Origin of the sequence: Allobosea sp. Root670, assembly GCF_001429415.1 — a bacterium.
Classification (GTDB): domain Bacteria; phylum Pseudomonadota; class Alphaproteobacteria; order Rhizobiales; family Beijerinckiaceae; genus Allobosea; species Allobosea robiniae.
The window spans coordinates 721,930-745,395 of the sequence record NZ_LMJU01000001.1; the positions used below are offsets into that span (position 1 = coordinate 721,930).

Below are 23,466 nucleotides of genomic sequence, written 5' to 3' on the forward strand. Positions count from 1 at the left end.
ACGGATCAAACCGGGGAGACGGCGCCCTTGCGCTCGACGATCAGGCCATAGGCCTGGGGCTCGCGATGCCTGGCGAAATTGAAGGTCGAGGTCTTGTAGCTCTTGCCGAGATCCATGTCGCAGCGGGCGACGATGAGCTCGTCATCCTCGGTCACGGCCTGGGCCACGACCTCTCCGGTCGGCGCGATGATGCAGGAGCCGCCGATCTGGTCGACGCCAGCCTCCAGCCCCGCCTTGGCGACGCCGACGACCCAGGTGGCATTCTGGTAGGCGCCGGCCTGCATCACGAGCTGGTTGTGGAAATTGCCGAGCCGGTCATGGTCCGGGGCCGGCGGGTTGTGCTTGGGGGTGTTGTAGCCGAGCACGATCAACTCGACGTCCTGCAGGCCCATCGAGCGATAGCTCTCCGGCCAGCGGCGGTCGTTGCAGATCATCATGCCGATATTGGCGTCCATCGTCCGCCAGACCGGCCAGCCGAGCTCGCCTGTCTCGAAATAGCGCTTCTCCAGGTTCTGGAAGGGCGCGGCGGGACGGTGCTCGGGATGGCCGGGCAGATGGATCTTGCGGTACTTGCCGACGATCGCGCCCGATTTGTCGACGAGGATCGCGGTGTTGAAGCGGCGCTTGCGACCTTGCTCGAAAGCCAGTTCGCAATAACCGAGATGGAAACCGACGCCGAGGCGCTTGCTCTCCTCGAAGAGCGGCGCGGTCTCGTTCGAGGGCATGGCCGCCTCGAAATGGCTGTCGATCTCGGCTTCGTCGTCGATCCACCAATGCGGGAAGAAGGCGGTGAGCGCGGCCTCCGGATAAACCACCAGATCGGCGCCGTGGCTCTTGGCCTGCCGCATGAGTTCGATCATGCGGGCAACCGCCGAAGCCCGGCTCTCATCGCGCTGGATGGGACCGAGCTGGGCGGCGGCGACGGTGAGGATGCGGGTCACGTCAGAGGCTCCGGATGAAGATCACCCTTTAGGGCAAGGCTTCGATGTGCTGAGCCGGCGCGTCAAGCGCCGGCAATGCGGGGCGTGGGTTGTCCCAGCTGCGGGGCAAGCTCTCAGAGCGTCTTGGCGAGCCGCGGATCGAGCGAGTCGCGCAGGCCGTCGCCAAGCATGTTCACCGCGAGCACGGTGATCGAGAGGAACACGGCCGGGAACAGGATGATATGCGGCCGGACCTGCCAGAGCGCCCTGCCCTCGGCCATGATGTTGCCCCAGGACGGCGTCGCCGGCGGCACGCCCGCCCCGATGAAGGACAGGATCGCCTCGACGATCATGGCGCTGGCGCAGATATAGGTCGCCTGCACGCTCATCGGCGCGAAGGTGTTGGGCAGGATGTGGCGGAAGATGATGCGCGGTACCCGCGCGCCATTGGCCACGGCCGCCTCGACATAGGGCTGCTCGCGCAATGAGAGCACGACGCCGCGCACGAGCCGCGCGACGCGCGGGATCTCGGCGACGGTGATCGCGATGATCACGTTCTGGACCGAGCCGCGGGTCAGCGCCATCAGAGCGATGGCGAGCAGGATCGGCGGGATCGACATCATGCCGTCGATGATGCGCATGATGATGCCGTCGGACCAGCGGACGAAGCCGGCGAAGAGGCCGATGGTGAGCCCGACGATCGAGGACAGGATCGCGACGCTGAAGCCGACGAGCAGCGAGACGCGGGCGCCATAGACGACGCGCGAATAGATGTCGCGGCCGAGCATGTCGGTGCCGAACCAGTAGAGCTCGGAGGGCACGCGGGTACGCCTCGACGGCGCGATCGCGGTCGGGTCGACCGTGCCGAGCAGCGGCGCGAAGATGCCGATCAGCGCCATCAGGATGAGGAGTCCGCCGCCGATGGCGACGGAAGGGTGCCGGCGCAGATAGCGACGGAAGCGGGCGGCGCGGCCGAGTTCGGCCTGCACCGCTTCAGCGGCAGGAGCCGCAGTGAGCGATGGAGCGGTCAATAGCGGATCCTCGGGTCGACGAGGGTGTAGGTCAGGTCGATCAGCAGGTTCACCAGCACGTAGACCAGGCTGAACATCAGCACGACGCCCTGGATGACGGGGTAGTCACGGCGCAGGATCGCATCGACGGTGAGCCGGCCGAGGCCGGGGATGGCGAAGACGCTCTCGGTGACGACCGCGCCGCCGATCAGGAGGGCGATGCCGATGCCGATGATGGTGACGATCGGCACGGCCGCGTTCTTCAGGGAATGCAGGAAGAGCACGTCCTTCTGCGCCACGCCCTTGGCCTGGGCGGTGCGGACATAGTCCTGCTGGAGAACATCCAGCATCGTGGCGCGGGTGATGCGCGCGATCAGCGCGACATAGACCAGCCCCAGCGTCACCGTCGGCAGGATGAGATTCCGGAGCCAGGGCCAGAAGCCCTGCGAGATCGGCGTGTAGCCCTGCACCGGCAGCCAGTCGAGCTTGAGCGCGAAAAGATAGGCGAGGAGATAGCCGACGACGAAGACCGGCACGGAGAAGCCCAGCACCGCAAAGCCCATCGCCGCCTTGTCGACCCAGCTGCCCGCCTTCCAGGCCGCGACCACGCCCATCGGGACGGCGATCACGACGGCGAAGATCAGCGTCAGCACCATCAGGGAGAGCGTCGGCTCGATGCGCTGGGCGATGAGCTGCGTCACCGGCAGGTTGGTGAAGATCGAGGTGCCCAGATCGCCCTGGATCACGCGGAACGACCATTCGGCGAAGCGCACGAGATAGGGGCGGTCCAGGCCCAGGCTGGCGCGGATGCGCTCGACATCGGCAGGGGACGCCTGGTCACCCGCGATGATGGCGGCGGGATCGCCCGGCGCGATGTAGAGCAGCGAAAAGACGAACAGCGCCACGAAGGCCATCACCGGGATGGTCGTGACAATGCGTCTGACGACGAAAGCAAGCATAAGGCAGTCGGACCTCGTTCACAGCGGTACCAGGGATCGCGGCCCGGACTTCTCCCGGGTCGCGACGAAGCAAGGCAACAGAGCCGGGCGGCTCCGGAAGCGCGGAGCGGCAAAGCCGATCCGCGCGGGGCTATCAGTCCTTCTTGACGTCCCAGAAGAACGGCAGCGGCCCGCTGACCACGCCGGTGACGTTCTTCCGCCAGGCCTGGTAGCCGAGATAGAAGCCCGTCGGCGCGAAGACGACGTTCTCGACGGCGGCCTTGTTGAGGCGGCCCATCGCCGCCTTCTCCTCGGCCAGGTCCTTGGCGTTGAACCAGTTGGTGACCTCGGTCTCGACGGCGGGCACGTCGGGCCAGCCGAACCAGGCCTTGTCGCCATTGGCGCGGATCGCGGTATAGGCGGCCGGGTTGATGCAGTCGGCACCGGCATGCCAAGTGTGGAACATGCTCCAGCCGCCCTGCCCCGGAGGCGTCTTCTGGGCGCGGCGGGAGCCGACCGTGCCCCAGTCGGTCGCGACGAAATCGACGTTCATGCCGATGCTCTTGAGCAGCTCCGCCGTGACGTCGCCCATCGACTTGGTCGCGGCCATGTCCTGCGCGACGACGCAGACCACGGGCTCGCCCTTGTAGCCGGCCTCGGCGAGGAGCTTCTTGGCCTCGGCGACGTTGCGCTTCTTCAGGATCTCGCCGCCCTCCTCGGTGTAGAGCGGAGTGCCCGGGGTGAAGAAGCCGGGCAGCGGCTTCCAGAGCTTGTCGTCATCGCCGACGACGGCCCGCATGTAGTCTTCCTGGTTCATGGCCGTCAGCACGGCCTGGCGCACCTTCACGTTGTTGAAGGGCGGGAACAGGTGGTTCATGCGGAAGGCGCCGACATTGCCGAGCGGATCGCCGATATCGACATTGATGTCCTTGTGGCCCTTCAGTACAGGCACGAGGTCGGCGAGCGGCGTCTCCCACCAGTCGACCTCGCCATTCTGGAGGGCAGCGGCGGCCGTCGCCGGGTCGGGCATGATCACCCATTCCACGCGGTCGACGAGGATGTTCTTGCCGCCGGCGAGCCAATCGGCCTTCTCCGAACGCGGCTTGTAGTCCGCGAATTTCTCGAACACCGCCTTGGCACCCGGCACCCATTCCTTCTGGAGGAACTTCATCGGGCCGGAGCCGATATATTCGGTGATCTGGGTGAAGGGATCGGTCTTGGCGATGCGCTCGGGCATCACGAAGGAACAGGGCGCGTTGTTCTTGGCCAGCGCCAGCAGCATTTTCGGGAAGGGCTGCTTCAGCGACCATTTCCAGGTCAGTTCATCGACGGGCGCCAGTTCTACCTGGATGGCCCGGAGCATCAGGCCCATCGGATCGCGCGCCGACCAGCGAACGAGGCTCGCGACCACGTCCTTGGAGGTGACGGGCGTGCCATCATGGAACTTGAGGCCCGAGCGCAGCTTGAAGGTCCAGTTCAGGCCGTCGGAGGAGACCTCCTCGGCCTCGACCATCTGGCGTTGCGGCTGGAACTTGGAATCGATGCCGTAAAGCGTATCCCAGACCAGCGCCGCTGCGTTGCGGACGACGTATTGCGTCCCCCAGATCGGGTCGAAATTGGCGAGATTGGCCTGCGGTACGAAGCGTAGGGTCTTGCTTGGACTTTGCGCGAGGGCCGGCATCGCCAGCCCGCCGGTCGCGGCAGCCATGCCGGCACCCGTCGCGGATTTCAGAAACGTCCTGCGATCCATCTTGCTCTCCCCTGGAACGGCGCCTCTAGACGGGCTGCCTTGGCGCGAGTTTGGGCAGAAAAACTCCGCCTGACAACTCGCAGCAGCACCCGACCAGGGCCACCTCGCCGCCTGCACGGTTCGTGCCAGACGGAACTTTCGCGCGGGAGCCCGCTGTTTCGGTTCCGGACGGGCCATTTCGGGCCCGGTTCCGGAAAGAATGAAAAATCGCGATTAAATCGGTTTGACCGGTTCATCGACGCGCGCGAAGGGCCGTGCCAGCTCGAACGCCGCCGCAGCCCGCAGCACGAGCGCGTCCTTGCCGAAGGCGCCGACGATCTGGAGTCCGGCCGGCAGGCCTGCCTTCGTCAGACCGCAGGGCACCGAGATCGCCGGCTGCTCGGTGATGTTGAAGGGGTAGGTGAAGGGCGTCCAGCGCGTCCAGTCCTCGCCATAGGCGCCATGCTGGGGCGTATCGCAGCCCACAGCGAAGGCTGGCAGCGGCAGTGTCGGCGTCAGCAGCAGGTCGTATGTCTGATGGAATTGCGCCATCCGATAGGCAAGCGCATTGCGCCGGTTCAGCAGCGCGTCGACATAATCCGAGGCCGGGATACGCTCGCCCTGTTCCGCCACCGCGACGAGGCCGGGGTCCATCTGCTTGCGGCCAGCGGCGTCGATGCTCTTCAATGCCAGCGCCGCGCCCGAGGCCCAGAGGGTCATCAGGATCTCGATCGGATCGTCGAAGCCGGGATCGACCTCCTCCACCGTCGCGCCAAGCTCGGCGAAGACCTGCGCGGCGGCTGCCGTCAGCGCCGCGATCTCGGGATCGACGGTCACGTCCTGGCCAAGGCGCGGAGACCAGGCGACGCGCAGACCCCTCAGGCCGCCCTTGAGCCCGTCGACATAATCCGGCGGGCGATCGGTCAGCGCCGTCATGTCGCGCGCGTCGGGCTGGCCGATCACCTTCATCGCCAGCGCCGTATCGGTGACGGTGCGGGTCAGCGGGCCGAGATGAGCGAGGAAGCCCATGACCGAGATCGGCCAGGCCGGGACGCGGCCATAGCTCGGCTTCAGGCCGACGACACCGGTGAAGGCTGCGGGAATGCGGATGGAGCCCGCCCCGTCGGTGCCCATGTGGAGGCAGCCGAGATTGAGCGCGGCACAGACGGCCGCACCCGACGAGGAGCCGCCCGGCCCGGTGCCGGTGTTCCAGGGATTGCGGGTGATGCCGGTGAGCGGCGAATCGCCGACGCCCTTCCAGCCATATTCCGGCATGGTGGTCTTGCCGAGGAAGACCGTTCCGGCCTCGCGCAGCCGCGCGGTAATGGGGGAATCCTCGGCGAAGGGCGCATCGGAGGCGATGGCCGAGCCGCGCTGCATCGACCAGCCGGCGACGCCGAGATTGTCCTTGATGGTGACGGGCACGCCATCGAGCGGGCCGATCGCCTCGCCCTTCAGCCAGCGCCCCTGCGAGGCTTCGGCCATGGCCAGCGTCACCGCCTCATCACGGACGGCGAAGGCATTGACCGCGGGCTCGAAGCGCTCGATGCGGGCGAGCGTATCCTTCGCGACTTCGACGGGGGAGAGCTGCTTGCTGGCATAGAGCGGGCCGAGCTCGGCGGCGGAAAGCGAGGCGATCGTCGTCATCTGGGGACCTCTCAGGCGTTGGCGACACGCCAGGCGGTGGTGAGCAGGATGTTCGCGCCGGCGATCATGTCGTCATCGGTGCTGAACTCGGCCGGGTTGTGCGAGAGCCCGCCGATCGAGGGGATGAACACCATCGCCGTCGGGCAGAGCCGCGCCATCATCTGCGCGTCGTGGCCGGCGCCGGAGATCATGCGCCGGACGGCCAAGCCGAATTCGCCGGCGCTGCGCTCGACCTCGGCGATGATCTCCTCGGCAAAGGGCGTCGCCGGGAAGCGGGCGAGATCGCGGAAGGAGACCTCGATGCCGTCGCGCTCGGCGAGCTCGGCACAGAAGCGGCGCACAGCTTCCTCGGCCTTTGCGAGCGGCGCATCGAGCGGGTTGCGCAGGTCGAGCGTCATCACCACGGTTTCGGGCACGACATTGACGTTGCCGGGCTGGACGCGGATGACGCCGCTATTGGCGAGCTGGTTGGGAATCGTCTTGGTCAGTTCGTTGGCGAAGATGTTGATGCGCGCGGCGGCGAGCCCCGGGTCCTTGCGATAGGCCATCGGCGTCGTGCCGGCATGGCTCGGGCGGCCCTTCAGGGTGAGTTCCAGCCAGCAGATGCCCTGGATGCCGGTGACGGCACCGAGCCCGCCGCCCTCATTCTCGAGGATCGGCCCCTGCTCGATATGCATCTCGATATAGGCATGGGCCGGCAGGAAGCCCGGCTTCTCGGCGCCCTCGTAGCCGATGCGCTTCAATTCGGCGCCGAGGCCGATGCCGTCTGAATCGACTTCCCTGTGCGCCGCCTCGACACTCATGCCGCCGGCCCAGACATAGGAGCCGAGCATGTCGGGGTGGAAGCGCGCGCCCTCCTCGTTGGTGAAGGCGATCACCGCCATGTCGCGCTTCGGCGTCAATCCGGCATCGCGCAGCGCCGCGAGCACCTCGACGCCGGCGACGACGCCGAGCGCGCCGTCGAAGCGCCCGCCGGTGCCGACCGTGTCGATATGCGAGCCCATGATGACGGCCGGACCGTCCTGCTGGCCCTTCAGGATGCCGACGATATTGCCGATGGCATCGACGCGGGTATCGAGGCCGAGCGCCTTCATCTGGGCGACGAGCCAGTCGCGCCCCTGCCTGTCCTCATCGGTCAGGGCAAGCCGGCGGCAGCCACCTTCCGGCGTCGCGCCGATCTTCGAGAGTTCCGCGAGGCGCGAGGTCAACCTCGCGCCGTCGATCCTCAGATTGGTGCTCATCGGTTCAGGCCCTCCAGCAATTTCCGAGGCAAGATGCAGACCGCGGCGACGGTTGTCGACCCGCGTCCAGCGCATCGGCTCCGAACGGTGAAGCGCGTAGCGGCGGCTGTTTCGATGCGCCGATCGGGGGTAGAAGCAGCGCCCCATGTCCGAGATCGCCGAATCCCGCCCGCATCATTCCTGGCTCGGGGAAGCCCGCGCCATGCTGGCCCTGAGCTGGCCGATGGTGCTCACCAATGTCGCGCAGACGGCGATGACGGCCACCGACGTCATCATGATGGGCCAGTTCGGCCCGGATGCGCTGGCAGCCGGCGCGCTCGGCACCAATCTCTACAATGCAACCCTGATCTTCGGCATCGGCGCGATGGGCGCGGTCTCGCCGATGATCGCGATCGAGCTCGGCCGCAACCGGCATGCGGTGCGCGACCTGCGCCGCACGGTCCGCCAGGGCTTCTGGGCCGCGGCGACCATGGTCGGGCCGATGTGGCTCTTCCTCTGGCAGGCCGAATTCATCCTGAGAGCGATGGGTCAGGACCCCGCCCTGTCGAAGGCCGCCGCGTCCTATCTCCACACGCTGCAATGGGGGCTGCTGCCCTTCTTCCTCTATCTGTGCCTGCGCGGCTTCGTCGCCGCGCTGCAGCGGCCGCGCTGGGCTTTCATCGTCGTGCTCTTCGCGGTGGCGTTCAACGCCTTCGCCAACTGGTGCCTGATGTTCGGGCGGCTCGGCTTTCCGGCGCTCGGCCTGCCCGGCTCCGGAATGGCCACGGCCTTGTCCTCAACCCTCATGTTCCTCGGCCTCGCGCTCGTGGTCATGTGGGACAGGCGTTTCCGGCGCTATCAGCTGTTCGGCCGCTTCTGGGTGCCGGACTGGCCGCGCTACCGCGCCTTCTGGCGCATGGGCCTGCCGATCTCGCTGACGCTCTCCTTCGAATCGCTGATCTTCTACGGCGCCGCCTTCATGATGGGGCTGATCGGCTCGACCGCGCTCGCGGCCCACGCCATCGCGATCCAGATCGCCTCACTCGCCTTCATGGTGCCGCTCGGCATCGGCCAGGCCGGGACCGTACGGGTCGGGCGCGCCTTCGGCTCCGGCGACAAGGAGGGCATCCGGCGCGCCGGCATGATGGCGCTCATTCTGGCGCTGAGCTTCATGTGCTTCACGGCGCTGCTGATGGCGACCGTGCCGCATTGGCTGATCGCCCCCTTCCTCGACCGCTCGAAGCCCGGTGCGGAAGCGGTGGCCCAGATCGCGGTGGCCTTCCTGTTCTACGCCGCCCTCTTCCAGATCGCGGACGGGGCGCAAGTCATCGGGTCGTCGATCCTGCGCGGCCTCGGCGACACGCGCCTGCCGATGATTCTCGCCGGCATCGGCTACTGGGGCATCGGACTGCCGCTCTCCGCGGCGCTGGGTTTCCTGACCCCGCTCGCCGGCAGCGGCATCTGGATCGGGCTGGTGATCGGGCTTTCGCTCGTCGCCGTGATGATGCTCTGGCGCTGGTGGGCTCGCGAGAAGCTCGGCCTGCTCAAATGGGGATTGCGGGAAGCCACCTGAGCCGGCGAGGCGGCCATCCGCCCTGTTGCCGAACGGCAACAGCGTTGCACGGACACAATTTGGCCATCTCCTGTTCACCCCACGGCCATCTCGGCAACCTTGAACGAGGGTGAGCAACGGCGCATGGAACTCAAGGCGCCGCCCCGCCGTTCATTTCGCCCGTAACACCGAGTTGTCTGTCGATGTCCCCCGACCGCCCATCCGCCTCCCCCCTCGCCCGGCCGACCCGCCGCGTCTTCGCTGCGCTGAGCCCGCTCTTCCTTGCCGCCTGCGTCGCGAACCGACGCCCGGAGCCGTTCGAGGTCGCGCATCAGGGGCCGCATATCAGCGCCGAATATCTGGCGATGTATGGCGAGCGGCCGGATGAGCAGCACCCGCTGCCCGCGACGGACCTTTCCGAAGTCGAGCCGCAGTTCCTGCGCCGCATCGTCTCCTACCCGACCCGCGAGCAGCCCGGCACGATCGTCGTCGATACCGACAACCGCTATCTCTATCTCGTGATGGAAGGCGGCCGCGCCGTGCGTTACGGCATCGGCGTCGGCAAGCAGGGCATGTCCTGGCGCGGCCGCGCCACGGTCGCGCGCAAGGCGCAGTGGCCGCGCTGGACCCCGACCCCGGCGATGATCGCCCGCGAGCCGGAGCGGAACCGCCCCTGGGCCGGCGGCATGGCCGGCGGCCTCGAGAACCCGCTCGGCGCCCGCGCGCTCTATCTCTACCAGGGCGGCCGCGACACGCTCTATCGCATCCATGGCACCTCCGAGCCGTGGTCGATCGGCAAGTCCGTTTCCTCGGGCTGCATCCGCCTGTTCAACCAGGACATCATCGACCTCTATGGCCGCGTCCCGACCGGCACGACCGTCGTTGTGCTCAACCGCGGCACGCTGCAGGCACCGTCCGAGATCGACGAGGCGCCGCCGCCGGACGACGATTTCGGCAGCATCTGAGGCCGAACAGCCTGCCTGATGCCGCACCGGACTCCCGAAAAGTGAAATTCGCTTCTCGGTCCGATGCGGTCACGGCGCCGCCTTGATACCGTCACAGGCCGATCCCACCTCTTGAGCGCGGTGCATCCGCACCGCGCAACGAGAGGAGATGACGATGACGCCGCAGGAACGCGACGTGATCGCCGGGATTTTCGACCGCCTGAAGCAGGCGGCCAATCAGCCCCGCGACCCCGAGGCTGAGACCTTCATCGCAGAGCGGCTGCGCGAGCAGCCCTATGCGCCCTACGCCATGGCCCAGGCGGTCTATGTGCAGGAGCAGGCGCTCGCCAACCTGAACCAGCAGGTCGAGAGCCTGCAGGCGCAATTGCGGGAGGCGCAGACGCGCGCCAGCGAGGCGGCCCAGCCGCAGGCCGGCGGCTTCCTGTCCGGCATCTTCGGCGGCGGGTCGGTGCCGCGCACCGGCTCGATTCCACCCGTGCCGCAGCGCGCCGACGCAGCCGCACCCTCCGCCGCCTGGAACACGCAGCCGCAGGCGCAAGGAGCTCCCGGCCAGGCCATGCCGATGCAGCAGGCAGCCCAGCCCGGCCCGTGGAGCAACCAGCCGCAGCAGCAAGCTGGCGGCGGCGGCTTCATGGCGAGCGCGCTGACCACCGCGGCCGGCGTCGCCGGCGGCATGATGCTCGGCAATGTGCTGACCAATGCCTTCGGTGGCGGCAGCAAGCCCGCAACCCAGACCGCGAGCGACACCGCCAGCTCCGGCAGCAACGCGGCGGCGACGCCGCAACCGGCTGCCGACCAGGCAGCCGCAGCCCAACCTGCCACCGACCAGACCGCGCAGGATGGCGGCTACGGCCAGGGCTATGACGGCGAGGCCAGTTACCAGAACGCCGGCCATGACGACGCCGATCCCGGCTTCGACGATGGCGGCGGGGACGACGACAGCTGGGTTTGAGAGCGCCTTCCCCGTCTTGTCACCGGGATAGAATGCAAACGGCGGCCCGCGATGCGAGGCCGCCGTTTTTGTCGATCGGTGTCAGATGAGGCTGTGCCTCAGATCACCAGCACCTTGGCGCCGACGCGGACACGCTCGTAGAGATCGGTGACGTCGTCATTGGTCATGCGGATGCAGCCCGACGAGACCGCCTGCCCGATCGTGTTCGGCTCGTTGGTGCCGTGGATGCGGTAGAGCGTCGAGCCGAGATACATGGCGCGCGCGCCCATCGGGTTGTCGGGGCCGCCGGCCATGAAGCGCGGCAGATCGGGCCGGCGCTTCAGCATCTCGGACGGGGGCGTCCAGCTCGGCCATTCCGCCTTGCGGGTGATCGTCTTCATACCGGCCCAGGAGAAGCCCGGCCGGCCTACGCCGATGCCATAGCGCATGGCCCGGCCGCCCGGCTGCACCAGGAAGAGGAAGCGCTGCGGCGTGTCGATGATGATCGTGCCCGGCTTGTGCGGCCCGTCATAGGCGACTTCCTGCTTGCGGAAGCGCGGATCGACGATCTGCTGGATGCCCTGCTGCGGCTCGACCGGCTCGCCGAGCGCGGCCATGCGGCGTGTGGCACGCGGCTGGCGCGCCGCCTCGAACGGGTCCGGCTCGTAGCCGCCCTGCGGCTGCATGCGCTGGCCATAGGCATAGCCGCCGGGGCGGTTATAGACCGCGCCACCGCGACCATAAGGCGTCGGATCGCGCCCGGTCATCAGCATCTCGATGAAGCCTCCGCCATAATTGCCGTGCCCGCGGCTCGCGGCCATCGGGTCCCCCGGGGCGGCATAGCCGTAGTTCTGGCGAGTGCCCTGCGCGGCAGCCGGAGCGGCAACGGCCGTGGCCCCGACAACGGCGAGGAGCGGGAGAAGGATCTTTCGACGCATGACGCAAGCACTCTCGACATCAACTGCCGGAAGCCTGCGGCTTGCCTTCAAAGGAATGGTGAATCGTTGACTCTCGGGCGCAGAAACCGGCTCGAAGCCGCTGAATTCGCGGAATTAACCTTAGCAGGCGGTCAAGCGACAGGGTGAAGGAAACCTTGCCAGCGCAGCTTCACCGGCGCGCGGAGCGCCGGGCGAGCCAGCGCAGCTTCAGGCCCGTGCGCCAGCGGCCGACATCACACGCCAGGATCACCGCCGCATAGACCAGCCCGCCGAGCGCGACCTGGAGCGGCAGTTCGAGCGGCGCCGGCAGCGTGCCGCGCAGCGGCCAGATCGCGAGCCCCATCGCGGCGCCGGCGGCGAGGACGCATGCGATCTCGCGCCAAGGCGGCGATGCCGGAAGCGCGCGCGGCGCCACCACCGCGGTGACCAGCAGCGCCGTCAGATAGGCGGCGCTCTGCGCGATCGAGACCGTCGTCGGGGCGAGCGCGCCCGGCAGGGCGAAGATGATGACGAGGTCGACGGCCAACCCCGTCAGGGCAGCAAGCGCGGCAATAAGCGTACGCTTCGCCAGCAGGAAGACGGGCGCGAGCGCCGCCTGGAACAGTGCGATCGCGGCGAAGCCGGGCAGCAACAGCGCCATATGATCGGCGAAATGGCCGCGGAAGCCCTGGGGAACGAAGAGCCGCTCGAAGGCCGGCAGGATCAGCCAGAAGCCAAGCGCGACCGGCAGCACGCAGGCGATCACCACGACCATGTTGCGGGCGATGCGCTTCTGCGCGGCGATGCGTCCACGCGTCTCGTCGAGGCGGATGATCTCGCGCAGCAGCACGATCTCGAGCATCGAGGCCAGCACGGGGAAAAGCCGCAAGCCGATATCGGAGGCCAGCGAGAAATAGCCGGCTTCGGCGAAGCCATGGCGATCAGCCAGGATGGCGCGGTTGATAAGCGGGATCGCGGCGTAGACCGCATTGCCAGCGACCAGCGGCAGGGCATAGCGCACGAAATTGCGCATCAAATCCGTCCGCGGTGCGCCCGGTGCCGGCTTCGCATCGGCCAGACGGCCGCGGTTGGCGAGAACGGCAGCGCCCGCGCTGAGGACGCCGCCGAGCAGGACGATGGTCGGATCGCGGGTCCACCAGGCGCCGCCGACCATCAGCAGCAGGGCCGCCACGCTTCTGACCAGGACGAGCCGGGCATAGGCTGCATCGAGGAAGCGGGCGCGGGCGATGGCGGCGTGATAATCGAACCAGCCGGCAGCGATACCGCCGGCGACCGCAGCCACCAGCAGCGTGGACGGCAATCCGGTATCGACCCCGGCGAGCATCGCCGCCGCCAGAAGGGCCGAGAGCGACAGAGCGACACCGGCGAAGAGCAGATCGAGCGTCGCGCGAATGCCGGGGTCGCTTTCGCGGCTCTGCAGGGAGTAGAAGCGGACGACCGAGAGCTTCAGCCAGTCGAGCAGCGCCGTGTTGACGAGCACGACGGTGGCGGCGCCGATGGCGTAGAGCCCGAACGCCTCCGGGCCGAGGAACAGGGCGACGAGCAGCCCGAGGACGAAATTCAGCCCGGCATTGACGATGAAGGGCAGAAGAACGGTCATCGTGCCTTCGCCGCCTCGTCCCGATCTCTGCGTTGCCACGGTTGAAGCGCGCGACTCAAACCAGCCGCACCGCCCTTCGGATCGGGGGTAGCCGGACGGGGCGATATTTCCAAGGGGAAGCTGCGAAGGCGCTCCCGCCCCGCCCTGCTGCCACGGCATTGCGCAACGCCGTTCCCACACCTGTACGGCGGGAGGATTTGACCCTAAGGCAGGCGTCATGACCCCGCCCATCCGGCTTGCCCATGACGACGATTCCGGTCCGCTCTCCGCCCTGATCGCGGCGAGCTTCGCGGAATATCCGGGCTGCGTTTTCGTCGAGGCGGAGCTTCCGGAGCTGCGCCGGCCCGCGACCGCTTTCGCGGCCAAAGGCGGCATGCTCTGGATCGTGGATGGACCGGACGGACGCATTGCCGGCTCCCTCGGCATCGTGCCGGTTCCCGAGCAGAACGCGGCCGAGCTTGCCAAGGTCTATGTCGACCCCGCGTTCCGGGGCGCCGGGCTGGCACAGGCCCTCTTCGCCAGGGCGATCGACTTCGCCGAACAGGGCGGCTTCGCCGAGATGACGCTCTGGTCCGACACGCGCTTCACCCGCGGTCATCGTTTCTACGAGAAGCTCGGCTTCATGCGCTGGCCGGGCGAGCGCTATCTCGGCGATGCCTCGGAAAGCTGGGAGTATCATTTCCGCAAGCGGCTGCGCCCCGGCCCATGACCTTGTCCATCGCCTTCCGGGCCGCGCTCGGCATCGCCCTGCTGACTGCCATGGATGCGGTCATCAAGGGCCAGATGCAGCAGCATTCCTTCATCGTGGCGCTGTTCATGCGCTTCCTGATGGGCGGGCTCTGTGCCCTTGCGGTGCTGGCGATCGCGCGCCCCGCACGCCCGACCCGCGCCAGCCTCATCGGCAATATCGTGCGCGTACCGATCGTCGTGCTGACGGCAGGCAGCTTCTTCTACTCGGTCTCGGTGCTGCCCTTGGCGGAAGCGTTGACGCTGTCTTTCCTCGCGCCGGTCTTCGTCGCGCTGCTCGGGGGATTGATCCTCAAGGAGAAGATCGACAGGCGCATCCTGCAGGCGCTCGGCTTCGGGCTCGCCGGCATGCTGGTCATGGTCTGGCCGCGCCTGCAGGGCCATGTCAGCGGGGCCAGCCTCGGCGTCGCTGCCGCGCTGTTCTCGGCCGTCAGCTACGCCTTCAATCTGATCCTGCTCAGGCGCATCGCCGTGCGCGAGCACCCGACCGTCATCGTCGCCTTCCAGAATTGCGGGCCGGCGCTGTGCCTCGCCATTCCGGCCTGGTACGCCGTCGTGCCGATGAGCTTCGGTGACCTCGCCGCCTATCTCTTCGCGGGAGCGCTCGGCGTCGCCGGCCATCTCACGCTGACTTCGGCCTATGCCCACGCGGCCGCCTCGCGCCTGGCGCCGATCGAATACACGGCGCTGGTCTGGGCGAGCCTGCTCGGCTTCTTCGTGTTCGGCGAGGTGCCGCTCTACACGACCTATGCCGGCGCGCTGCTGATCGTCGCCGGGGCCGTCGCCGTCAGCCGGCGCTAGGGCTTAGTCTGCAAGATCAGGCAGGTCTCGGTGCCGTGCGCGAGCAGCTTTCCCCGCGCGTCAACCAACTTGCCTTCCGTCGTGATCACCGTGCCGCCGCGGTGGATCAGCCTGCCTTCGCAGCGCACCTTGCCGCTGTCCGGCATGACCGGGCGGACATAGTTCAGCTTCATCTCCAGCGTGGTGTAGCCCTCGCCCGGCTTCAGCGTCGCGTGGGCGGCGCAGGCCATGGCGGAATCGAGGATCGTCGCGGTCCAGCCTCCATGGATCGTACCCAGCGGATTGAAGAAGCGGGCAGAGGGCTGACCTGTGAAAACCACCCTGCCCTCATCGGCCTCGACCAGCTCGAAATCCATGGCGTCGGCGAAGGGCGGCGCCGGATTGGTGCCGGCGATGATCCCGCGCAGAAAGCTCAAGCCATCGCCCGCGACCAGTTCCTCGCGAGACACCACCCCAACAGCGCGCATCGTATCGATCTCCATTCGTGTATCTGCACGATAGAGATAGGGTCGGGCGATGGTCAACCGGTGAGCGCGACTTCAGCGCTCGCCGCGCGCAGCCCGGCGCAGCGCCCTAAGCCCGTCGCGGGTTTCGCGCCAGCGCTCCTCGCCGAAACCGCCCTCGATCTTGTCCTGTGCAGCGCGCCAATAGGGGATCGCGGCCTCGATCGCGGCTCTGCCCTTTTCGGTCACGGCGTAGACCGAGGCCCGCCCCCGGCACTCGACCGGCTCGACCATGCCCTCAGTCGCCAGAAGCTGGAGGTTGCGCGTCAGCGAGGTCCGCTCCAGCGCGAAGCGTTCCGCCAGCTCCGTGACCGATTTCCATTGTCCGGTGCTGAGCGCCGAGAGCAGGACGAACTGGGTGATCTTGAGCCCGCTCGGGCGCATCGCCTCGTCATAGGCCCGCGTCACGGCGCGTGCGGTCATGCGCACATGCAGCGCGACGCAGGAGCGGGCGATGGCGTCGAGGCGCGGGTCGGGCGAGGGCGTCGTCATTCCGCCATGTTAGCGTGTTCAAGCGCTGCTGCCAGCAGGCCTGCTGCGACCTGCGACATCGCATCCGCCGGCGTTCACTTTATCGCGGGGCGCTTCCTTGACTCTCCGGACGCCCGCGCCTATCTCCCCGCCATCTGTTAGCACTCCCATCGGGTGACTGCTAACAGCCTCCCCCGGGAGCCCTTCAGCGGCACCCGAAACGAATAAGACCGAGAGGAAGACAGAACCATGAAGTTCCGTCCTTTGCATGACCGCGTCGTGGTCCGTCGCCTGGATGGCGAAGAGAAGACCAAGGGTGGCATCATCATCCCCGAGACCGCCAAGGAAAAGCCCCAAGAGGGCGAGGTCATCGCCGTCGGTTCCGGCGCGCGTGACGAGGCCGGCAAGCTCGTTGCCCTCGACGTCAAGAAGGGCGACCGCGTCCTGTTCGGCAAGTGGTCGGGCACCGAGGTCAAGATCGATGGTCAGGACCTCCTGATCATGAAGGAATCCGACATCATGGGCGTCGTCGGCTGATAGCCGCCTGACCGCTCTCTTCCGTTTCCAGTTCAAGGAGTAGCTCTCATGGCTGCTAAAGACGTCAAGTTCGGCACCGATGCCCGCGACAAGATGCTGCGCGGCGTGGATATCCTCGCCAACGCCGTGAAGGTCACGCTGGGTCCGAAGGGCCGCAACGTCGTGATCGAGAAGTCGTTCGGCGCCCCGCGCATCACCAAGGACGGCGTCACCGTCGCCAAGGAAATCGAGCTTTCCGACAAGTTCGAGAACATGGGCGCCCAGATGGTCCGCGAAGTCGCTTCGCGCCAGAACGACCATGCCGGCGACGGCACCACCACCGCCACCGTTCTCGCCCAGGCGATCGTCCGTGAAGGCGCCAAGTCGGTTGCGGCCGGCATGAACCCGATGGACCTGAAGCGCGGCATCGACCTGGCCGTCGAGGCCATCGTCGCCGACCTCAAGAAGAACTCCAAGAAGGTCACGTCGAACGCGGAAGTCGCGCAGGTCGGCACGATCTCGGCCAACGGCGACGAGTCGGTCGGCAAGATGATCTCGACCGCCATGCAGAAGGTCGGCAACGAGGGTGTCATCACCGTCGAGGAAGCCAAGACCGCCGAGACCGAGCTCGACGTCGTCGAGGGCATGCAGTTCGACCGCGGCTACCTGTCGCCGTACTTCATCACCAACTCGGAGAAGATGGTTGCCGAGCTGGAAGACCCCTACATCCTGATCTTCGAGAAGAAGCTGTCCTCGCTCCAGGCGATGCTGCCGATCCTCGAGGCCGTGGTGCAGACCGGCAAGCCGCTGCTCATCATCGCCGAGGACGTCGAGGGCGAGGCCCTGGCCACGCTCGTCGTCAACAAGCTCCGTGGCGGCCTGAAGGTCGCGGCCGTCAAGGCTCCGGGCTTCGGTGATCGCCGCAAGGCCATGCTCGAGGACATCTCGATCCTGACCGCCGGCCAGATGATCTCGGAAGACCTCGGCATCAAGCTCGAGACCGTGACGCTCAACATGCTCGGCCGCGCCAAGAAGGTGCGCATCGAGAAGGAGAACACCACGATCATCGACGGCGCCGGCAAGAAGAAGGACATCGAGGCTCGCGTCGGCCAGATCAAGGCCCAGATCGAGGAGACCTCCTCGGACTACGACCGTGAGAAGCTCCAGGAGCGTCTGGCCAAGCTCGCCGGCGGCGTCGCGGTCATCCGCGTCGGCGGCGCGACCGAGGTCGAGGTCAAGGAGAAGAAGGACCGCGTCGACGACGCCCTGAACGCGACCCGCGCTGCGGTCGAAGAAGGCATCCTTCCCGGCGGTGGCGTCGCGCTCCTGCGCGCCCTGTCCTCGGTCAAGGGCATCAAGACCCAGAACGACGACCAGAAGACCGGCGTCGAGATCGTCCGCAAGGCGATCGCCGCTCCGGCCCGCCAGATCGTCGACAACGCCGGCGATGACGGCGCGGTCGTGATCGGCAAGCTGCTCGAGGCCAAGGACTACTCCTACGGCTACAATGCCCAGACCGGCGAGTACGGCGATCTGGTCAAGGCCGGCATCATCGACCCGACCAAGGTCGTGCGCACGGCGATCCAGGACGCGGCTTCGATCGCTGGCCTGCTGATCACCACCGAGGCGATGGTTGCCGAGCAGCCGAAGAAGGACGCCCCGATGCCTCCGATGGGCGGCGGCGGCATGGGCGGCATGGACTTCTGATCCATCCACCTACCGAGACTACGGAAGGCCCGGCGCAAGCCGGGCCTTTTCTCGTTTCACAGCACTGTCATCCGCCGGCCATCCGGCTGTCGTCGCGGGCGCGCATCGAGGCGCCTTCAACTTCACCGCGACAGAGATGATCATGCCCACACGCCGCCTCGTCCTTGCCGGCCTCGCCGCCGGCAGCATCGCCCCCGCCTTCGCGCAGGCGCCGGACTGGCGGCAGGGCATCAAGGAGGTGCGCTTCGGCGTCTCATCCGCCGAGAACGAGGCCGGCGCTATCGCCCGCACCCAGCCGATGGTGGATTACCTGTCGCAGCGCCTCGGCGTGCCCGTGCGCTTCTTCCGGGTCGCCGACTATGCCGGCCTGGTCGAGGCGATGCGCGCCGACCAGGTCGATTTCGCCCGCTTCGGCCCCGCGGTCTACGCGCTCGGCCGCCGCGTGCTCGGCGACAAGCTCCAGCCGCTGCTGCGCGATGTCGATAACCACGGGCAGGAAGGCTATTACTCCGTGCTGCTGGTGCGATCGGAGAGCCCCTACCAGAACCTCGCCGATCTCAAGGGCAAGGTGATGGCCTTCGCCGATCCGAACTCGACCTCCGGCTACGCCTTCCCCTCCTATTTCCTGCGCAAGCAGGGCATCGACCCGAAGACCCATTTCAGCGGCACGGTCTTCTCCGGCGGCCATGACAATTCGGTTCTGGCGCTGGTGCGCGGCCAGTTCGATATCGTCGCGACCCACCAGACCAATGCAGAGCACGGCGTCGCGCAAAGGCTCGCCGATCGCGGGATGATCCCGGCCGGCTCGACCCGCGTGATCTGGACCTCGCCGCTGATCCCGGCGAGCCCGTTCTCGACCCGTGCCAACCTGCCGCAGGGGCTGAAGGACGATTTCGTCGCCGCCATGAACGGGATGAAGGAGGCGGCCCCCGAGGCCTGGAAGAGCTTCACCGACGGCCATGTCTCGCACTATGCGCCGGCCCGGCACGAGGATTATCTCGACGTGATCGCCGTTACAGAGGAGCTGGAAGCCCAGCGCAAGGCGCGCAGCGGCTGAGCGCGGGCGGGGCCTTGTCCAGCCTCGCGATACCGCCTGCCGCACCGCCATGCATTTCCCGACAGGACTGATGAAAGCTTGGGCAGTGCCTTCCGCCGGCTTCCTGGCTTATACAGGCGGCAAGCGATCCCTGTCGGGTTCGCGCGCCAAAGTTGCATGTCGTAGGGAGATGCAGATGAAAAAGTCACAACTTCTGTCCGGCGCCGCCCTCGCTGCCGCGCTGTTCCTCTCCGCCCAGGCCGCGCAGGCTGACATCACCATCGGCCTCGTCGCGCCGCTGACCGGCCCGGTCGCCGCCTATGGCGACCAGGTCAAAAATGGCGCCCAGACCGCCGTCGACGTGATCAACAAGAATGGCGGCGTGCTCGGCGAGAAGCTCGTGCTGAAGCTCGCCGACGATGCCGGCGATCCGAAGCAGGGCGTCTCCTCCGCCAACCTGCTCGTCGGCGACAAGATCAAATTCGTGGTCGGCCCGGTGACCTCCGGCGTCGCCATGGCTGTCTCGGACGTGTTCTCCGAGAGCGGCGTGCTGATGGTGACGCCGACCGCGACCTCGCCGGCGCTGACCACCCGCGGCCTGACCAATGTCTTCCGCACCTGCGGCCGTGACGACCAGCAGGCCGACATCGCCGCCGCTTACGTCCTGAAGAACTTCAAGGACGCGAAGATCGCGATCGTCCATGACAAGGGCACCTACGGCAAGGGCCTCGCCGACGCCTTCCAGAAGGGCATCAATGCCGGCGGGCTCAAGGAAGTGATCGCCCTGACTGTCAATCCCGGCGACAAGGACCTCTCGGCCGTCGTGACGCGCCTGAAGGCTGCGAATGTCGACGCCATCTATTTCGGCGGCTACCATCCCGAGGGCGGCCTGCTCGCGCGCCAGCTAGCCGACGCCGGCGTCAAGGCGACGATCATCGGTGGCGAAGGCCTCTCCAACACCGAGTTCGCGGCGATTGGCGGCGACCGTGCCACCGGCACGCTCTTCACCAACGCGACGGACGCGCTGAAGAACCCCGACTCGGCCCAGGCCGTCGCAGCGCTGAAGGAGAAGGGCATCCCGCCGGAGGCCTTCACGCTCAACGCCTACGCCGCGGTCGAGGTGCTCAAGGCCGCGATCGAGAAGGCCGGCAAGCCGGGCGATGCCAATGGCGCCGCCAAGGCCCTGCATTCCGGCATGCCGGTCAAGACCGCGATCGGCACGCTGACCTATGGCAAGACCGGCGACCTGAGTTCGCCGAGCTTCTCGATGTACAAGTGGGACGCCGGCAAGATCGTCGCCGCCGAGTGATCGGCCGGCGGTCGAACCGCCCGTCTTTTCGAGCTTTGCGCCCCGGACGAGCCCTGCTCGTCCGGGGCGTTTCGCTTCAGGGTCCGCTGGATCGTGGACGGCTCGCCGCGACCTCTCCGGCAGATGACAATTTGCTCATCCGGGCGCGTCGCCATTGAAAGGCCACTCCCGCTGCGACATGGTCCGAATCGTGGCTTTCACCGTCTCCCGCCAGGATTCCCGTCTATGCGCTTGTTGAGCATCCTCGTCGCCGTGCTGGCGGCGGCCACGCTGATCGTCGGCCAGCAAGCCGGCTCGGCTGCCCTTATCGGAATGGGTGTCGTCGGCCTGCTGCTGGCGGTCGTGACATTTCGCTCGCCGGCCCTGCCCTTCTTCCTGCGGATATTCTCGGGCGTCTTCGCCATCGAGTACCTGGTGTTCGGTGCGGCCGCGATCGCAGCCCATCTCGGCTGGTGGCCTGCGACGCTTGGCGTTCCACCGATACCGACCAGCCTGCCGACGACGGTCGGCGTCTTCGCGATCCTGATCTACGCGATCTCCTTCGTGCCGGTGATCGCGCGCATCGCGCGCATCGCCTCGCCCTATTTCGAATCCGACCAGATCACCACCGCCAATCTCTGGCCGATCGGCCCGTTCAAGATCAGGCTCGGCACGCTGGCGGTCTCGCTCTTCGTCTTCCTGATCGTCCTCAACCAGATTCAGGTCGGCATCACGCTGCGCCTCTCCTTCTTCAACCGCGACATGTACGACGCGCTGCAGAACAAGGATGCGACGGCGTTCTGGTACCAGCTCTTCTACGTCTTCTGCGTCTGGGCGGTGCTCTGGGTCGCCTCGAACCTGATCGAGCTGTTCGCCAACTACACGATCCTGATCCGCTGGCGGCAGTTCATGGCGAACGAGTACACGCGGCGCTGGCTCGACCACGCTACGCATTACCGGATCGCGCTTGCCGGCAGCGTCGACAACCCCGACCAGCGTATCGCCGAGGACACGCGGTCCTTCGTCAACTCGACCTACGGCTTCGCGCTGCCCCTGCTCTCGCAGGTCTCCACGCTGGTCTCGTTCTCGATCATCCTCTGGAATATCCAGGTCAGCTTCACCCTGCCCGGCACCTCGCTTGCGATCCCCGGCTATATCTTCTGGGTGGCATTCTTCTATGCGGTGGCGGCGACCTGGCTCACCCATGTGATCGGCCGCCCGCTGATCCGGCTCGAATTCGAGCAGGAGAAGCGCGAGGCGAATTTCCGCTTCTCGCTGGCGCGCCTGCGCGAATATTCCGAGCAGATCGCGCTGATGGTCGGCGAACCGACAGAGCGCAGCCATCTCGCCCAGCGCTTCCGCGATATCGTCGAGAACTTCTACCGACTGGTCTGGCGCCGGCTGAAGCTGACCAGCTTCACCCTGTCCTACAACCAGCTCAGCGTCGTCCTGCCCTATATCATCCTTGCTCCGTACTATTTCGCGGGCACGATCACGCTCGGCATCATGATGCAGGTCGCCGGCGCCTTCGACCGGGTGCAGACGGCCCTCTCCTTCATCATCAACAGCTACTCCTCGATCGCCTCCTATCTCGCCTCGATCAACCGCCTGACCTCCTTCGAGACCGCCGTCGAAGAAGCGCAGCACGGCGCGATCAGCGAGGAGGCGCTCGGCCGCGAGACCTCTGATGACGAGAGCCTGCATCTCCGCGACGCCACGCTCCTCCTGCCCAACGGCAAGCCGATCGTGAAGCTCGGTGCGCTCGATCTCGGCAAGACACGCTCGACGCTGCTGATCGGCCCCTCCGGCTCGGGCAAGTCGACGCTGTTCCGCGCTATTGCCGGCATCTGGCCCTTCGGCGACGGCAAGGTCGGGATTCCCGCGGAGGCGCAGATCATGCTGCTGCCGCAGCGCCCTTATCTGCCGCAGGGTTCGCTGAGGGCAGCGCTCGCCTATCCGGCCGAGGAAGGCGCCTATGACGACGCCGCGACCCGAGCGGCCATGGAGAAGGTCAAGCTCGGCCACCTCGCTGACAAGCTCGACGAGGTCGACCTCTGGGGCCAGCGCCTCTCGGGCGGCGAGCAGCAGCGCCTGGCCGTGGCGCGCGCCCTTCTGAGCAAGCCGGACTGGCTCTTCCTCGACGAGGCCACCGCCTCGCTCGACGAGAAGCTGGAAGGCGAGATCTATGAAACGATCGACCGCGAGCTGCCGCAGACCCGGATCGTCTCGATCGGCCATCGCGCGACGCTGCGCAGCATGCACGACGCGATCGTCACCATGGAGCCCAATGCGGACGGCACCTTCACGCCGACGCCCACCGCGAAAACGCCGGCAGCCTAACCCCGGCGCGCCCTCCGCTTGCCGAAACAAAAAGGGTCGCTCGCGCGACCCTTTTCCGATTCATCTGCTGCGCAGGAGCCTTCTCCCCTCAAAGGGAAGAAAGCGCCTCGGTCAAAGCGACCGGCTCAGGGTCAACTCGCCCGCCCCGCCCTTCAGCACGAGGCGGCCGTTGACGAGATCCCATTTGTTTGTCGCGCGCAGCGCCATCAGGAACGCCTTCTCGAAATCGAGCGTGCCCTTGTCGCAACTGCGCTTGGTGATGGCGATCGGGCCGACCGCGAAGCCCTGCTGGCGCAGCGGATAGGCGGAGGCCGAGAAGGTGTTGCAGCCGCCGAAGCCGGTGCCGCGCAGATTCTGGTCGACGATCAGGGTCGCGCGCCGGTCCTGGACCGGCTTGCCGTTCATCGCCACGACGCTCCAGCTCGCGCCGAGCGGAAAGGTCTTCTCCTGCTGCGGCAACGGAATCGCCGTTGTCCCGCCGCCGAGTTCCTCTCGAGACGGCATCTGCTGGCGGCGCTGCGCCATCGCTTCGCCCGGCATCAGCATCGGCACGGCCAGGGTCGCAAGAACGGCCGCAAGGCCAAGGCGTCGGATCATGATCGTCTTA

21 protein-coding genes are annotated in these 23,466 nt (G+C 67.1%); 10 read left to right on the forward strand and 11 right to left on the reverse strand.

Translation table 11 applies throughout. The features are described 5' to 3' along the window. Positions 1-5: 5 nt before the first annotated feature. The 6 genes from ASE61_RS03305 to ASE61_RS03330 all read right to left on the reverse strand — a co-directional run bounded on the left by ASE61_RS03305 (position 6) and on the right by ASE61_RS03330 (position 7,485). The gene (locus tag ASE61_RS03305; protein WP_061964574.1) at positions 6-941 is read right to left on the reverse strand and encodes an N-carbamoyl-D-amino-acid hydrolase; all 936 of its coding nucleotides are present in this window, start codon (positions 939-941) and stop codon (positions 6-8) included. A 113-nt stretch (positions 942-1,054) separates the two neighbouring features. Beyond that, a complete protein-coding gene (locus tag ASE61_RS03310; RefSeq protein ID WP_244492723.1) occupies positions 1,055-1,909 on the reverse strand; it encodes an ABC transporter permease in 855 nt (284 codons plus the stop codon). 38 nt (positions 1,910-1,947) lie between these two features. Continuing rightward, positions 1,948-2,889, reverse strand: coding sequence for an ABC transporter permease (locus ASE61_RS03315; protein WP_061964578.1), 942 nt, complete (start codon positions 2,887-2,889; stop codon positions 1,948-1,950). 133 nt (positions 2,890-3,022) lie between these two features. Then, on the reverse strand, positions 3,023-4,618 hold the full coding sequence (locus ASE61_RS03320; RefSeq protein ID WP_061964580.1) for an ABC transporter substrate-binding protein: 1,596 nt from the start codon (positions 4,616-4,618) through the stop codon (positions 3,023-3,025). A gap of 213 nt (positions 4,619-4,831) precedes the next feature. Next, positions 4,832-6,244, reverse strand: coding sequence for an amidase (locus tag ASE61_RS03325; protein ID WP_061964582.1), 1,413 nt, complete (start codon positions 6,242-6,244; stop codon positions 4,832-4,834). Between the two features lie 11 nt (positions 6,245-6,255). Then, positions 6,256-7,485, reverse strand: a complete 1,230-nt coding sequence (locus ASE61_RS03330; protein ID WP_061964584.1) for a M20 family metallo-hydrolase — start codon at positions 7,483-7,485, stop codon at positions 6,256-6,258. A gap of 145 nt (positions 7,486-7,630) precedes the next feature. On the opposite strand from ASE61_RS03330, the gene ASE61_RS03335 reads away from it, so the two are divergent. The 3 genes from ASE61_RS03335 to ASE61_RS03345 all read left to right on the forward strand — a co-directional run bounded on the left by ASE61_RS03335 (position 7,631) and on the right by ASE61_RS03345 (position 10,933). Further along, a complete protein-coding gene (locus ASE61_RS03335; RefSeq protein WP_061964586.1) occupies positions 7,631-9,037 on the forward strand; it encodes an MATE family efflux transporter in 1,407 nt (468 codons plus the stop codon). A gap of 182 nt (positions 9,038-9,219) precedes the next feature. After that, positions 9,220-9,981: a L,D-transpeptidase gene (locus ASE61_RS03340; protein WP_061964587.1), complete on the forward strand. Its 762-nt coding sequence runs from the start codon at positions 9,220-9,222 to the stop codon at positions 9,979-9,981. Positions 9,982-10,135: 154 nt separating this feature from the next. Beyond that, positions 10,136-10,933 (forward strand): DUF2076 domain-containing protein, encoded by a 798-nt coding sequence (locus tag ASE61_RS03345; protein ID WP_082617176.1) that lies wholly within the window; start codon positions 10,136-10,138, stop codon positions 10,931-10,933. A 98-nt stretch (positions 10,934-11,031) separates the two neighbouring features. Here the strand turns inward: ASE61_RS03345 and ASE61_RS03350 are convergent, their stop codons facing one another. Then, positions 11,032-11,850, reverse strand: a complete 819-nt coding sequence (locus ASE61_RS03350) for a L,D-transpeptidase (protein ID WP_061964591.1) — start codon at positions 11,848-11,850, stop codon at positions 11,032-11,034. 169 nt (positions 11,851-12,019) lie between these two features. After that, the gene (locus ASE61_RS03355; protein WP_061964593.1) at positions 12,020-13,450 is read right to left on the reverse strand and encodes a lipopolysaccharide biosynthesis protein; all 1,431 of its coding nucleotides are present in this window, start codon (positions 13,448-13,450) and stop codon (positions 12,020-12,022) included. 217 nt (positions 13,451-13,667) lie between these two features. Here ASE61_RS03355 and ASE61_RS03360 point away from each other — a divergent pair, with 217 nt between their 5' ends. Together ASE61_RS03360 and ASE61_RS03365 are read left to right on the forward strand one after the other, a co-directional pair. After that, positions 13,668-14,159: a GNAT family N-acetyltransferase gene (locus ASE61_RS03360; RefSeq protein WP_061964595.1), complete on the forward strand. Its 492-nt coding sequence runs from the start codon at positions 13,668-13,670 to the stop codon at positions 14,157-14,159. Beyond that, positions 14,156-14,998 (forward strand): DMT family transporter, encoded by an 843-nt coding sequence (locus ASE61_RS03365; protein WP_061964597.1) that lies wholly within the window; start codon positions 14,156-14,158, stop codon positions 14,996-14,998. Before ASE61_RS03360 ends, ASE61_RS03365 begins: the two co-directional genes overlap by 4 nt. Here the strand turns inward: ASE61_RS03365 and ASE61_RS03370 are convergent. Both ASE61_RS03370 and ASE61_RS03375 read right to left on the reverse strand, forming a co-directional pair. Continuing rightward, positions 14,995-15,465, reverse strand: coding sequence for a PaaI family thioesterase (locus ASE61_RS03370; RefSeq protein ID WP_244492696.1), 471 nt, complete (start codon positions 15,463-15,465; stop codon positions 14,995-14,997). The two genes, ASE61_RS03365 and ASE61_RS03370, sit on opposite strands and share 4 nt — an antisense overlap. Before the next feature lie 72 nt (positions 15,466-15,537). Next, positions 15,538-15,993 carry a MarR family winged helix-turn-helix transcriptional regulator gene (locus ASE61_RS03375; RefSeq protein ID WP_061964601.1) on the reverse strand — a complete coding sequence of 152 codons (456 nt, stop codon included), beginning with the start codon at positions 15,991-15,993 and terminating at the stop codon, positions 15,538-15,540. Positions 15,994-16,221: 228 nt separating this feature from the next. On the opposite strand from ASE61_RS03375, the gene groES reads away from it, so the two are divergent. From groES to ASE61_RS03400, 5 genes are all read left to right on the forward strand, one after another. After that, a complete protein-coding gene (groES, locus tag ASE61_RS03380; RefSeq protein ID WP_061964603.1) occupies positions 16,222-16,509 on the forward strand; it encodes a co-chaperone GroES in 288 nt (95 codons plus the stop codon). Positions 16,510-16,557: 48 nt separating this feature from the next. Then, a complete protein-coding gene (groL, locus tag ASE61_RS03385; protein ID WP_061964605.1) occupies positions 16,558-18,195 on the forward strand; it encodes a chaperonin GroEL in 1,638 nt (545 codons plus the stop codon). A gap of 142 nt (positions 18,196-18,337) precedes the next feature. Further along, positions 18,338-19,252 (forward strand): phosphate/phosphite/phosphonate ABC transporter substrate-binding protein, encoded by a 915-nt coding sequence (gene phnD / locus ASE61_RS03390; RefSeq protein WP_162260058.1) that lies wholly within the window; start codon positions 18,338-18,340, stop codon positions 19,250-19,252. A gap of 175 nt (positions 19,253-19,427) precedes the next feature. Next, positions 19,428-20,540: a branched-chain amino acid ABC transporter substrate-binding protein gene (locus ASE61_RS03395; RefSeq protein WP_413813517.1), complete on the forward strand. Its 1,113-nt coding sequence runs from the start codon at positions 19,428-19,430 to the stop codon at positions 20,538-20,540. Positions 20,541-20,765: 225 nt separating this feature from the next. Beyond that, positions 20,766-22,859, forward strand: coding sequence for an ABC transporter ATP-binding protein/permease (locus ASE61_RS03400; protein WP_061964609.1), 2,094 nt, complete (start codon positions 20,766-20,768; stop codon positions 22,857-22,859). 111 nt (positions 22,860-22,970) lie between these two features. Here ASE61_RS03400 and ASE61_RS03405 read toward each other — a convergent pair whose 3' ends face one another. Next, complete coding sequence (locus ASE61_RS03405; RefSeq protein WP_162260059.1) at positions 22,971-23,456, reverse strand: META domain-containing protein; 486 nt, start codon at positions 23,454-23,456, stop codon at positions 22,971-22,973. Positions 23,457-23,466 lie beyond the last annotated feature (10 nt).